At 38.8% G+C, this 13,489-nt stretch carries 11 protein-coding genes, 1 other RNA gene and 1 other annotated feature; of the genes, 5 read left to right on the forward strand and 7 right to left on the reverse strand.

Annotation, left to right across the window (positions count from 1 at the left end):
• Positions 1-13: 13 nt before the first annotated feature.
• From GL301_RS07675 to GL301_RS07685, 3 genes are all read right to left on the reverse strand, one after another.
• Complete coding sequence (locus GL301_RS07675) at positions 14-1,162, reverse strand: cysteine desulfurase family protein (protein WP_003731166.1); 1,149 nt, start codon at positions 1,160-1,162, stop codon at positions 14-16.
• A 114-nt stretch (positions 1,163-1,276) separates the two neighbouring features.
• Positions 1,277-1,472, reverse strand: a non-coding RNA gene (ssrS, locus tag GL301_RS07680) — 6S RNA.
• Between the two features lie 70 nt (positions 1,473-1,542).
• The gene (locus tag GL301_RS07685) at positions 1,543-2,826 is read right to left on the reverse strand and encodes a replication-associated recombination protein A (RefSeq protein ID WP_003726725.1); all 1,284 of its coding nucleotides are present in this window, start codon (positions 2,824-2,826) and stop codon (positions 1,543-1,545) included.
• 148 nt (positions 2,827-2,974) lie between these two features.
• On the opposite strand from GL301_RS07685, the gene cymR reads away from it, so the two are divergent.
• The 4 genes from cymR to GL301_RS07705 all read left to right on the forward strand — a co-directional run bounded on the left by cymR (position 2,975) and on the right by GL301_RS07705 (position 5,756).
• Positions 2,975-3,397: a cysteine metabolism transcriptional regulator CymR gene (gene cymR / locus GL301_RS07690; RefSeq protein WP_274758622.1), complete on the forward strand. Its 423-nt coding sequence runs from the start codon at positions 2,975-2,977 to the stop codon at positions 3,395-3,397.
• 244 nt (positions 3,398-3,641) lie between these two features.
• On the forward strand, positions 3,642-4,847 hold the full coding sequence (locus GL301_RS07695; RefSeq protein ID WP_003727405.1) for an ammonium transporter: 1,206 nt from the start codon (positions 3,642-3,644) through the stop codon (positions 4,845-4,847).
• A gap of 13 nt (positions 4,848-4,860) precedes the next feature.
• Positions 4,861-5,226: a P-II family nitrogen regulator gene (locus tag GL301_RS07700; RefSeq protein ID WP_003723521.1), complete on the forward strand. Its 366-nt coding sequence runs from the start codon at positions 4,861-4,863 to the stop codon at positions 5,224-5,226.
• Positions 5,227-5,375: 149 nt separating this feature from the next.
• Positions 5,376-5,756: a hypothetical protein gene (locus GL301_RS07705; RefSeq protein WP_003727404.1), complete on the forward strand. Its 381-nt coding sequence runs from the start codon at positions 5,376-5,378 to the stop codon at positions 5,754-5,756.
• 39 nt (positions 5,757-5,795) lie between these two features.
• Here the strand turns inward: GL301_RS07705 and aspS are convergent, their stop codons facing one another.
• Positions 5,796-7,571: an aspartate--tRNA ligase gene (gene aspS, locus GL301_RS07710; RefSeq protein ID WP_010958907.1), complete on the reverse strand. Its 1,776-nt coding sequence runs from the start codon at positions 7,569-7,571 to the stop codon at positions 5,796-5,798.
• A 1-nt stretch (position 7,572) separates the two neighbouring features.
• Positions 7,573-8,850 carry a histidine--tRNA ligase gene (gene hisS / locus GL301_RS07715; protein WP_003726853.1) on the reverse strand — a complete coding sequence of 426 codons (1,278 nt, stop codon included), beginning with the start codon at positions 8,848-8,850 and terminating at the stop codon, positions 7,573-7,575.
• Positions 8,851-8,913: 63 nt separating this feature from the next.
• Positions 8,914-9,141: a binding site (T-box leader), on the reverse strand.
• A gap of 159 nt (positions 9,142-9,300) precedes the next feature.
• Here hisS and GL301_RS07720 point away from each other — a divergent pair.
• Positions 9,301-10,584 (forward strand): N-acetylmuramoyl-L-alanine amidase family protein, encoded by a 1,284-nt coding sequence (locus GL301_RS07720; RefSeq protein ID WP_003726769.1) that lies wholly within the window; start codon positions 9,301-9,303, stop codon positions 10,582-10,584.
• Positions 10,585-10,621: 37 nt separating this feature from the next.
• Here GL301_RS07720 and dtd read toward each other — a convergent pair whose 3' ends face one another.
• Together dtd and GL301_RS07730 are read right to left on the reverse strand one after the other, a co-directional pair.
• Entirely contained in the window at positions 10,622-11,074 is a 453-nt protein-coding gene (dtd, locus tag GL301_RS07725; RefSeq protein ID WP_003731162.1) for a D-aminoacyl-tRNA deacylase, read from the reverse strand.
• Positions 11,075-11,089: 15 nt separating this feature from the next.
• A complete protein-coding gene (locus GL301_RS07730) occupies positions 11,090-13,306 on the reverse strand; it encodes a RelA/SpoT family protein (protein WP_003727400.1) in 2,217 nt (738 codons plus the stop codon).
• Positions 13,307-13,489 lie beyond the last annotated feature (183 nt).

The following is a 13,489-nucleotide window of genomic DNA, read 5'->3' on the forward strand; positions in this document are numbered from 1 at the left end:
GCTCCTCACCTTCTTATATTTTCATTAAACGCGTTACTACTTCACTAATTTTCGTAGCCGCCATTTCCACTTCTTCTAAATGGTTTCCTAGTCCAAAACTAATCCGAACGGTCTCTTGAATCGCTGGGTGATTTTCACCAAAAAGAGCTACTAATACATGCGATGGATCTACTGTTCCCGCCGTACAAGCCGAGCCACTAGAAACTGCAATTCCGTCCATATCTAAATTCATTAATAATTGTTCAATCGAAACTCCTGGAAAACGCACACTAAATACATGTGGCAAGGTATTGGCTTCTAATCCATTCACTTCAAAATCAAGATCTGCCGAACGCCAAATTTCTGCCATTCGTTTTTTGAAGGAAATATATTCCTCATTTTTTAGCTCTCGTTCATTCATCATGATAGAAGAAGCAGCACTAAAACCACAGATTCCCGCTAGATTCTCCGTTCCAGCGCGACGTTTTCGTTCTTGTTCTCCGCCGTGCATTTGGTAGATAAGCCGTGTGCCATTTTTGACGTATAAAAAACCTACGCCACGTGGTCCATTTATTTTATGAGAAGAAGTAGTTAATAAATCAACCCCTAGCTCCGTTACATTTATATTTAATAGCCCATAAGCTTGTACTGCATCTGTATGAAAAATTGCTTGATGATTGCGCAACACTGCACCAATCTCCGCAATCGGTTGAATCGTGCCTATCTCATTATTTCCATACATAATAGAAACTAGAATTGTATCTGGACGCAAGGCCTCTTGTAAACTCTCTATAGATACTATTCCATGCTCATCTACTGGCAAATAGGTAACTTCAAATCCTTGCGTTTCAAGGTATTCACATGTTTTTAAGACAGCGTGATGCTCAATTTGAGAAGTAATAATATGTTTACCACTTTCTTGCTGTGCTAAAGCTGCTCCAATAATCGCCAAGTTATCGCCTTCTGTTCCACCACTTGTAAAAATTATTTCTTTTTCTATAGCATGGATACTATCTGCAATTGTATGACGAGCTTCATCCAAAGCTTTTCTTGCCTCTCGTCCAGCGTAATGGATACTGGAAGGATTGCCGTACGTATTTGTAATTGCGCCAAGCATTGTTTGGATAACTTCTGGATGAATTGGACTTGTCGCAGCATGGTCTAAGTAAATTCTATTTTCCATTTTTTATCGCGTCCTTTTTTGTAGACGAATTCCTGTTCGCCGTTAATCGTTTCTTATTGTAACAGCAATACTCCTGTAAAGTAAAGAGGAATAACTCCTATTTACACGCAAAAAAGAAACCCCAATCGTACCGTTTAGGATTCCCTTCCTTTGAACCCGCTATCAATTAAAGCAGGTGGGTGCTCTGTCTAACGGTTTGCACTTCCTCGTGTGAAGGCATGTGCGCCGCGCCGGAACTCCAAGCTCCCTAGGTATAAAAAATTGTTCGGTTCAAAAATATTAGGAACTATATCGAATACATTAGGGTTTCTTTTCTTCATTTAGAATACCATAGAAAAGACGAAATTTCAATGTTAGCGACTTTTCATTTGGCACTTTTTTTATTCTTTTTTTGCTTTATTTTCGTTAATTTTTTGATACACACCAGCAATTGTCTGCTCAAATTTAGAAGTGAATTTCGGCGCATAATACAATTTGTTTTTAAGACGATCTGGTAAATATTGTTGATCCACCCAAGCGTTATCATAATTATGTGGATATTTATAATCAATCGCTCGTCCAAGTTTTTCTGCACCAGAATAATGTCCATCTCGCAAATGATCTGGCACTTCTCCACTTTTTCCTTGGCGAATATCTGCTAGTGCCGCATCAATCGCCATAATAGCAGAATTGGATTTAGGCGAAAGGCAAAGCTCGATGACAGCATTGGCGAGCGGAATTCTCGCTTCAGGAAACCCGACTTTTTCTGCGGTTTGAATGGCTGCGAGTGTATGCGCCCCGGCCTGTGGACTCGCAAGACCAATATCCTCATATGCCATAACGAGCATTCTCCGGCTAATACTGACTAAATCTCCCGCCTCAATTAAACGTCCCATATAATGGAGTGCCGCATTCACATCGCTACCACGAACCGATTTTTGAAAAGCACTTAATACATCATAATGGGCATCGCCGTCTTTGTCATGGGCTAAACTTTTCTTTTGTAAACACTCCTCTGCCACATCGAGCGTAATATGAATCACACCATCCTCATTTGGTTCAGAAGAAATGACAGCTAACTCTAAGGCATTCAGCGCACTTCGCACATCGCCGTTACTCGCCGTTGCAAAATGTTTTTTCGCAACCTCATCTATTTCTACATCATAATTCCCAAGCCCGCGTTCTTTATCTGAAAGCGCCCGGTCCATTGTTATCATAATATCTTCTACCGTTAGAGGTTTTAACTCGAAAATTTGCGTTCGGCTTCGAATAGCCGGATTAATCGCGATATAAGGATTACTTGTCGTTGCACCTATTAAGATAATCGCGCCACTTTCAAGTAATGGTAATAAAAAATCTTGTTTCGCTTTATCCAACCGATGTACTTCATCTAAAAGAAGAATAACCGTGCCGCTCATTTTCGCCTCGGCTGCTACAACTTCCATATCTTTTTTATTATTGGTAACTGCATTTAATGTACGGAATGCATATTTTGTACTTCCAGCAATCGCACTTGCAATCGAGGTTTTTCCAATTCCGGGCGGCCCGTATAATATCATAGAAGATAATTGTTTTGCTTTGACCATCCGATAAATAATTTTATCTTTACCGACTAAATGCGTTTGTCCCACGATTTCATCTAGTGCTTTCGGGCGCATCCGGTAAGCTAAAGGTTGAATTGCCATATAACCGCTCCTTCTTATTTGCTTGTTTACTATTATAACATAAGAACATCTGTGCGTTCACCCACTTGTTTCCTTTGCCTTCTTTCTGTAATTCCGATATAATAGATGCGGTATAAGCGGTTTTGAAATTACTGGAGGTTAAATAAAAATGAAGATTACAACAAAAGGTCGCTATGGCCTAACAATAACACTTGAACTCGCAAAAAGAATTGGTGATGGCCCAATTTCTCTTCGTAGTATCGCCCAAGATAAAAATTTATCGGAACATTATTTAGAGCAGTTAATCGGTCCCCTTCATAATGCAGGAATTGTTAAAAGTATCCGCGGGGCTCATGGTGGCTACGTTTTGAACGGCGATCCTGAAAAAATTACTGCAGGTGACATCATCCGCACACTGGAAGGCCCGATTGTACTTGTCGAAAGTATGGAAGATGAAGAAGCTGCTCAGCGTGAATTATGGACACGAATGCGCAATGCTGTCCGTGACGTGTTAGATCAAACAACACTTGCTGACTTATTAAAACATTCTACGGATGCTGAACTATCGGATGGTTACATGTTTTATATTTAATGAAAAAAGCCTATTTTCGAATAGGCTTTTTATCTGCCATCGAAACGGAAAATACAGTCTATTATTATCTGATTATTCCGAAATAAACATCAAAAGCAAACAATTGAAACCGTTTTATGTTAGATAATCTAACCAAATTTATTGAATTGATAAAATATTCTTGCCTTTATTAAAATATAGTGTATTATAAACGCATAAATAATATATTACATGTTAGTTTATCTAACAAAAAGGAGAGTTGAGTATGGAATCAGTATTTATGTTCTTTTGTACTTTATTGGTTTGGTTAATGACACCAGGTATTGCATTATTTTACGGTGGGATGGTTCGACGCAAAAATGTGTTGAGTACGGCCATGTATAGTTTTAGTTCAATGGCAATTATATCTATCCTTTGGGTGATAGTTGGGTATTCATTAGCTTTCGCCCCTGGAAACGGCTTTATAGGAAGTTTTGACTGGACCTTCCTCCATAATGTTGGCTTCGCAGCAAACGATACTTACTCAGATGCTATTCCACATATTCTATTCATGATGTTTCAAATGACTTTCGCAATTTTGACTGTAGCTATCATTTCTGGGGCATTTGCAGAAAGAATGAATTTCTCCGCTTATTTGATTTTCATTATCTTATGGTCGTTACTTGTTTATTCCCCTGTTGCTCACTGGGTTTGGGGTGACGGTGGTTGGTTACGTAATCTCGGTGCACTTGATTTCGCCGGTGGGAATGTTGTTCATATTAGTTCAGGTGTAACAGGGTTAGTTCTTGCAATTATGATTGGACGTAGAAAAGAAGCCGATTCTGCTTCACCTCATAATTTACCTTTAGCGCTTATTGGTGGTATTCTAGTTTGGTTTGGTTGGTATGGTTTTAATGTTGGTAGCGCCCTTACAATTGATAATGTGGCTATGATAGCTTTTGTTAATACGAATACAGCTGCTGCTGCAGGTATTATCGGTTGGGGTTTGGTTGAATGGTTGACGAATAAAAAGCCAACTATGCTTGGAACCATTTCCGGAGCAATTGCTGGTTTAGTATCCATTACCCCTGCCGCTGGATTTGTTACCGTTCCAAGTTCACTTATCATTGGTTTCCTCGGCGGAGCACTATGCTTCTGGGCTGTGTTCTGGTTGAAAGGAAAAGTAAAATATGATGATGCACTTGATGCATTCGGACTTCATGGAATCGGAGGTATTTGGGGTGGTATCGCAACCGGCCTTTTCGCCACAACAAAAGTAAATGAAGCTGGAGCAGACGGATTATTCTACGGCAATGCTTCTCTCGTAGTAAAACAATTAATCGCCATTGGTTCAACGGTAGCATATGTGGCTATAGCGACAGCAATAATCGTCGTAATTATCAAACTATTTTTACCAATCCGTGTAAACGAAGAACAAGAATATAAAGGACTTGATTTGACGCTGCACGGCGAAAAAGCATATCAAGAATAAAGGAGGCAACAATATGTCTGGATTAACAAAAATCGAAATCATTACTCGCCCAAACCGCTTTCACTTGTTTCAAAAAGAACTTGCGAAAATCGGCGTAAGCGGCCTAACTGTCACAAAAGCACTCGGTACTGGGTTAGAAAAAGGATTTATCGAACTTTATCGTGGCACAAAAAAAGAAAGCAATATTCATGAACGAATGAAAATTGAAATCGTTGTTTCCACTGTCCCGGTTGAGGATGTACTTCGTGTCGTTAAAGAAACGCTACGTACTGGCGAACCCGGCGACGGAAAAGTATTTATTTACCCACTTGCAGAAGTCGTTAAAATCAGCACTGGCGAAACCGGAATCGACGCATTACAAGATAAACCATCAAAATGAATAGTTAAAATGGTGAATTAATTAAAAATGGGGCCTCTATTCTAAAAAATCAATGAGAAATGGCGTTTACCCCTTCCGCTTCTTAGCTTTTACACTTATAATGAAAAAGGAAGAACGTTTAGAACAGATAAGGAGGCGCGAAATTCCCTATGCGTAAAATCCCCATTTTCACCGTTCTAGTAGCTATCCTGCTTTTTGGCGGTTATTATCTTTATCAACACGCTTCGTCAAAAGTAGACGTTACCTTTAATTTCGTGGTGGACCAAAAATCAAAAAACAATACCATCACTGGCAAAATTGATGGCGCTGGAAACAAATCAATTACACTACCACTTTCTGAAGAGAGTTGGGATGCAGTAAAAAAAGGGAATCGCTACAATGTGGAAGCCACTTTTTATAATAAAAATAAAATCAGCTCCAGTGAAGCGAAAGAATTGGACGGCCCATTCTGGTCCAATGATTCCAATCGAGGGTTATTAGTTAATAAAGTACACGTTGAAAACATTCAAGAATTAAGTGATGATTTTTAAAACGAAAAGAAGGTGAGCATTTGCGCTCACCTTCTTTTTTTAGTTTGTTTCTTTTTTCACTGTCTCGAGTTTCAACTCTGCTAGCTGTGCTTCACTCACTTCACCTGGTGCATTTGTTAGCGGATCCACTGCACTACCTGTTTTAGGGAATGCTATTGTGTCACGCAAGTTATTTCGGCCAGCTAAGATCATAACGATACGATCTAATCCAAGCGCGATACCACCATGAGGCGGTGTACCATATTCTAACGCATCCATTAGGAAGCCAAATTGTTCTTTCGCTGATTCATCCGTAAAGCCAAGTGCACGGAACATCGATTCTTGCACTTCTTTTTTATAAATCCGTAATGAACCTCCGCCGATTTCATATCCATTTAATACGATATCATAAGCTTCTGCCATTACTTTAGAAGAGTCCGTTTCAAGAAGTGGAATATCTTCTTCTTTTGGTAAAGTGAATGGATGATGCGCAGATACATAGCGCCCTGCTTCTTCATCATATTCAAATAACGGCCAATCAGTCACCCATAAGAAAGCAAGTTCTTCTTCATTGATTAAGTTTAACTCTTTACCAAGTTTATTACGAAGCGCCCCCAGTGATGCTGCAACGATATCTGCTTTATCAGCTGCAAATAGTAATAAATCGCCATCTTCTGCTTGTAGAGATGCTTTTAGTTCTGTTGCTTTTTCTTCAGGGAAGAATTTAGCAATCGGGCCTTTCAGTTCACCAGCCTCTACTTTTAACCAAGCAAGACCTTTTGCCCCGTAGTTAGCAACAAAAACACCTAGTGCATCTAAATCTTTGCGTGAAAAATTAGCTGCGGCTGCTTTTGCATTGATTGCTTTCACTTCTCCACCATTTTCGATTGCGGATTGGAAAACTTTAAAATCAACATCTTTTACGACATCGGATACATTTACTAATTCTAAACCAAAACGAATATCTGGTTTATCACTGCCAAAACGATCCATTGCTTCTTTATATGTCATACGAGGAAACGGTTTGTCGATAGTAATATTTTTCGCTTCTTTCACTACATCTACTAACATATCTTCCGTAATCGCTTGGATTTCTTCTTTCGTTAAAAAGCTAGTCTCTAAATCGATTTGTGTAAATTCAGGTTGACGGTCACCGCGCAAATCCTCATCGCGGAAGCAACGTACGATTTGGTAATATTTATCAAACCCAGCAGTCATTAGTAACTGTTTTAAAATTTGCGGAGATTGTGGCAATGCATAGAAGTTACCAGGGTAAACACGACTTGGTACAAGATAATCGCGTGCACCTTCTGGCGTACTTTTCGTTAAATAAGGTGTTTCAATATCAAAGAATCCGAGTGCATCCAGCTTATTGCGGAACGTTCTCGTTACCGTGTGACGCATTTTGAAAATGTTGTTCATTTCCGGGCGTCGTAAGTCTAAATAACGGTATTTCAAACGCAATTCATCCGAAACATTCACGCCATCTTCAATATAAAATGGTGGTGTTTTAGACGTATTTAAAATGGTAATTTCTTCTGCTAAAACTTCTACTTTACCAGTCGCTAATTTATCATTGATAGCTTTTTCACCACGAGCATGGACTGTCCCTTTAATAGTAACAACAAATTCATTTCGAACACTATCAGCGATTTCAAGCGCTTCTTTCGAAAATTCAGGATTGAAAACAACTTGGACAATTCCTTCGCGATCACGTAAATCAATAAAAATTAAACCACCTAAGTCGCGTCTTTTTTGCACCCACCCATGAAGGACAACACTTTGACCAATATGCGCTTCGTTTAATTCACCGCAGTAACTTGTACGTTTTTCCATTTTAATTCTCCCCCTTGGTGTTTATTAATTTTTCTAGTATAGTTGTTTCAGACACAGCTTCTTGCTCGCCTGTTTCCATATTTTTCAATTGATAATTGCCTGTTTGTAATTCTTCTTCACCAAGAATAATGGTATATACGGCATTTTTTCTATTGGCGTCTTTTAGTTGTGCTTTGAATTTACGTTTTAAGTAATCTTTTTCTGCACTAATGCCGTTTTGTCTTAATTTATTTACGAGTGTTACGGCTTTTAGTTCTGCTTCCGGTTGCGCTGTAATCACATAAACCTCTAACGGTTTTTTCGCAGGTATTTTGATGTCCGCTTTTTCTAGCGCCAGTAAAATACGTTCCACACCAATACCAAAGCCCATTCCTGGTGTATCTGGGCCACCAAACTCTCTCACTAAACCGTGATATCTTCCGCCACCACAAAGCGTTGTTTTCGCGCCAAATCCTTCTTCTACGCTCATAATTTCAAATGTCGTATGGTTATAATAATCTAAACCACGAACCATCGTTGAATCAATTTCAAACGGAATCTCTAGCGCATTTAAGTATTTTTTTACATTTTCAAAATAGGCAACAGATTCTTCATTTAAAAAGTCCAGAATAGATGGTGCCGATTGAATTAGTGGATTGTCATGATCTTTTTTACAGTCTAAAATACGCAGTGGATTTTTGTGTAACCGCACTTGGCATTCCGCACAAAATTCATCAATATGTGGTTCAAAATGCGCAACCAGGGCTTCCCGGTGTTTTAGACGACTTTCTTTATCACCAAGACTATTAATGACCAATTTAATATTTATTAGACCAATTTTTCGGAAAAACTCCATTGCTAGTGAAATTACTTCTACATCAATAGAAGGATCATCACTTCCAAGCGCCTCAATGCCCATTTGAGTAAACTGGCGTTGTCTTCCGCCTTGTGGTCGTTCATAACGAAACATTGGCTCATTATAATACATTTTGATTGGTTGGCTTACTTCGCCGTATAATTTATGCTCAACAAAAGCACGAACAACAGAAGCGGTCCCCTCTGGTCTCAGCGTTAAACTTCTGCCACCCTTATCTTGGAAAGTGTACATTTCTTTTGATACGATATCGGTGGAATCACCAACCCCGCGTTCAAATAATTCTGTATGTTCAAAAACAGGTGTTCTAATTTCTTCATATTGATAGTTCTCACACACTTTTTTAAACTCTGTCTCTAAAAAATGCCATTTACTAACCTCTTCTGGCAAAATATCTCGTGTCCCTCTCGGTAATTGCAAATCCATCACCATAAGCCTCCTTTTTCACTTCAAAATATAAAGAAAAACCCCCGTCACTTGTTATAAAAAACAAGGGACGAGAGTTTGTTTACACCCGTGGTACCACCCTAATTAGAACTACTAATGAGTCCTCACTTAAGTCAGTTAACGCCTGAATACGTTCTTGCTTACTGTTTTCAACAAGAAACCTCGAGAGTGTCTTTTCAGAAAATGTGACTATCTTTATCCTTTCAGCCAAATGGGATAAATTCTCTGTATAGCATGGATTTCCTTACTTTTCTCTGTCGCTAGTTTTAAATATGAATTATTCTAAGATTACTAAAAACACACTGAAAAGTCAACATTTTGCCAGTTTTTTTATAAAAAACCACTTTCTAGTTCCATGAAAGCGCATTTTATGGTAACATTTTACTGTCAGATAAAAGTTTATGAGTATATGGGTGGTGTTAGCTTTAAATGAAGAATAAATTCATTTTTATCACCGTTGTCTCCATTTTATTGATTGCAGCAGGTATTTTTACAACCATAGCAATGGCGAACGCGAATTCCGTAGTCGTCAAAGCAGAAGTCTTGAATGTCCGCAGCGGTCCTGGTTTAGCATATGATGTAACGAGCCAAGCCAGAAAAAATGAAGTACTCCGGGTAGTCGGTGAAGAAAATCAATGGTACAAAGTTCAGTTAGATAACGGAAATAGCGGTTGGGTTGCAAGCTGGTTAGTAGAAAACACTGATGTCAGCGCAGCAAGTAACAGCGTCGCTATCGTTTCTTCTGACGGCGGTTTGAATGTACGTGAAAAACCAAGTACCTCAAGTAAAGCACTTGGATTGCTAAATAATGGTGATCAAGTAACAGTTACTAGCCAACAAAACGGCTGGGCGCAAATCCAATATAACGGTACAAGCGCATGGGTTAGCTCCGATTACTTAACGATTCGTGAATCTGTTACAAAAGTAGATGAAAGTGAGCTACAAACAGTAACCATTCGCGATGACTCCACTAATATTAGAAATAAGCCAAGTCGTGATGGCGCCGTCATCGAAAAAGCAAATTCTGGTCAAGGGTTCGCTATTCAAGGAGTACAAGGTGACTGGTATAAGATACGTACGACAAGCGGCGAAGAAGGTTATGTAGCTAACTGGGTAGTCGATGTTTCTGACAAAGGTCAAACATCCAGCCCTCGAAGCAAAACAACCAAATTATCCGAAGCAACCATCGTTATTGACCCCGGACACGGTGGCAACGATCCGGGCGCTAAAGGGTCAAATGGCACAATTGAAAAAGAAATGACTTTGAAGACAGCAAAACAATTAAAACAAAAATTAGAAGCTAGAGGCGCTAAAGTAATCCTAACGAGAAACAGTGATAAATATGTCTCTCTAAAAGGAAGAACAAATATAGCTGCCGAAAATAATGCAGATGTGTTTATTAGTATTCACTTTGATAGCTTAGAAGACGCGAGCAAAGGGGTAAGCGGGCAAACAACTTATTATTATGATAATAGTGATAAATCGCTTGCTGAAAGTATTAATACTACGCTCGGGAAAGACCTCCCTACTACTAATCGTGGTGCAAGAGTCGGCGATTATTATGTAGTCAGAGAAAATTCTCAACCAGCAGTCCTTCTAGAACTTGGTTATCTAAGTTCTGCAAAAGATGAAAGTAATATCAACTCAGCATCATACAGAAGCCAAATCGCTGAATCAGTAACAGATGGCCTATCTAATTACTTCTCTAATTAAAAAAAACAATCATTCAGGAGACTGAATGATTGTTTTTTTATTTACGCATTTCATCTGAATCGAGCATTATTGTTACTGGACCGTGATTGACAATTTTCACATCCATCATTGCGCCAAATACTCCAGTTTCAACAATAAAACCCGCTTCTGTAAGTTTTTGATTAAATAAGTCATACAGTGTTTCTGCTTTTTCTGCTGGGGCGGATTTTGTAAAGCTTGGACGTTTTCCTCTACTTACATCAGCGTATAAAGTGAACTGGGAAACGCTAAGAATCGCGCCGCCTCGTTCTGCTAAAGAAATATTCATCTTCTCGGATTCATCTTCAAAAATTCGTAATCCAACGATTTTTTTTGCCATATAGTCCACGGTTTCTGGGGTATCTTTATGGGTGAATCCAACTAATAAACAAAGACCTCCAGCTATTTCGCTAATGACTTCCTCCTCCACACTCACGGAAGCTTCATAACACCGTTGCAGTAGTACACGCATCGCTTCTCCACTCCTTTAGTTCATTAATCTTCTCACTGTATAAACATCTGGAATTTGTTTTATTTTATCCACTACACGTTGTAAATGATTAATATTATGAATCTGTAGCGTGACCACTAATGTTGCCATCTTGTTGTTATCAACCTTAGCATTGACGCCGTTAATATTGGAAGTTAGACTGTTAATCACTTGTAGAATATCATTTAGCAAACCGTTACGATTATAGCCATAAATTTCGATGTCTACATTATAGTCATTTTTCGCTTGTGAATCAGCATCTTCCCAGTCCACTTCGATCAGCCGCTCTGGTTCAATAGCTTGAACATTTGGGCAATCTTGACGATGTATAGAAATGCCTCGACCTTTTGTAATATAACCAACGATAGCATCACCAGGCACTGGATTACAACATCTGGATAGTCGAATCAATAGATTACCTACTCCTTGAACAACTACTCCTGCATTATGCTTAATCTTCAGTTTCTCATTGTTAGCATCTGAATTCGAAGGTTTATTTTCTGATTGCGTCAATAACTTCTCTGTTTCTGCTTCTAATTCACGTTCTTTTCGAAGTTTTTCTGTTAAGCGGTTAGCTACTTGTAAAGCTGTAATGCCATTATAACCAACAGCTGCAAACAAATCATCTTCATGCGAAAAATTTAGTTTATCAGCTAATTTACGAAGATTTTCTGGCGTCATAATTTTTTTCGATTCGAATCCAAGTTGTCTAATTTCTTTCTCAACTAAATCGCGACCTTTTTCGACATTCTCTTCTTTTGCTTGTCGTTTGAAAAATTGTTTAATTTTATTTCGCGCTTGCGAAGTTTGAACTAATTTAAGCCAGTCGCGACTTGGGCCGTAAGAATGTTTGGACGTTAAAATATCAATAATATCGCCCGTTTTTAATTTATAGTCGAGTGTCACAATTTTTCCGTTAATTTTAGCCCCGATTGTTTTGTTTCCGATTTCGGTATGGACACGGTAAGCAAAATCGAGTGGTACAGAGCCATTTGGTAACTCGTACACATCGCCTTTTGGAGTAAATACGTAAACAACATCCGAAAATAAGTCGAGTTTCAAGCTTTCCATAAACTCTTCCGCATTATCCGATTCATTTTGATATTCTAAAATTTCTCGGAACCATGTTAATTTATTATCGAATGAAGTTTTGGAATTAACCACTTTGCCTTCTTTATAGGCCCAGTGTGCCGCAACCCCGTATTCAGCGATTTGGTGCATTTCGTGCGTTCTGATTTGAACTTCAAGCGGTTCGCCTTGAGGCCCTATAACCGTCGTGTGAATCGATTGATACATATTCGACTTCGGCATCGCAATATAATCTTTAAAGCGACCTGGCATCGGTTTCCAGCGCGTATGAATAATACCAAGAACAGCATAGCAATCCTTGATACTACTAACGACAATTCGAACAGCCAACAAATCATAAATTTCGTTAAATTGTTTATTTTGTTCGCTCATTTTCCGGTAAATCGAATAAATATGTTTTGGTCTTCCAGAAATATCCGCTTGAATATTGAGTTCATCTAGATTTTCATTCACACCGTCAATCACATCATGCAAATAACGCTCTCTTGCATCCCGCTTTTGTTTCATTAAGTGGACGATGCGATAATATTGTTGTGGATTTAAATAACGCAGCGCTGTATCTTCCAGCTCCCATTTCACTCGCGAAATACCCAAGCGATGTGCAAGTGGCGCAAAAATTTCTAATGTTTCGTTCGCAATTCTACGTTGTTTTTCCACGGGCAAATGTTTTAATGTCCGCATATTATGCAAACGGTCCGCCAGTTTGATTAAAATAACGCGAATATCCTGCGCCATCGCAATGAACATTTTCCGATGATTTTCAGCTTGTTGTTCTTCGTGTGATTTATATTTAATTTTACCAAGTTTCGTTACTCCGTCTACTAGCATGGCAACTTCACTGCCAAAAACTTCTTCTAAATCCGCTAGTGTGACTGGCGTATCTTCCACGACATCATGTAAAAATCCAGATGCAACGGTCGATGGATCCATTTTTAATTCGACTAAAATGCCGGCAACTTGAATTGGATGAATAATATACGGCTCACCTGATTTACGAAATTGCTCTTTATGAGAATCGCGCGCAAATTCATACGCTTTTTTTACGAGCGCTAGATGTTCCTGATTCATATAATGAGAAGCCATATCGATGACCTGCTCAGCTGTCAGATTTTGTTCTTTCGCCATTTACATTCACCCTCTTATCTCCATGTCATATATACAACTTAAAAACACCCAAAAACTGAGTGTTCTAAAAAATATTCTTGTTTAATATTATAGCATGAGCCGTCTTTGTTTAGAAAGCACTTTTCCTTGATTTTTCACATTTTCTGGCAGTTTTCAGCTTTTTAATCAAAAAACTACCCCTAA

Origin of the sequence: Listeria sp. LM90SB2 (assembly GCF_028867355.1) — a bacterium.
Lineage (GTDB): Bacteria > Bacillota > Bacilli > Lactobacillales > Listeriaceae > Listeria > Listeria monocytogenes_B.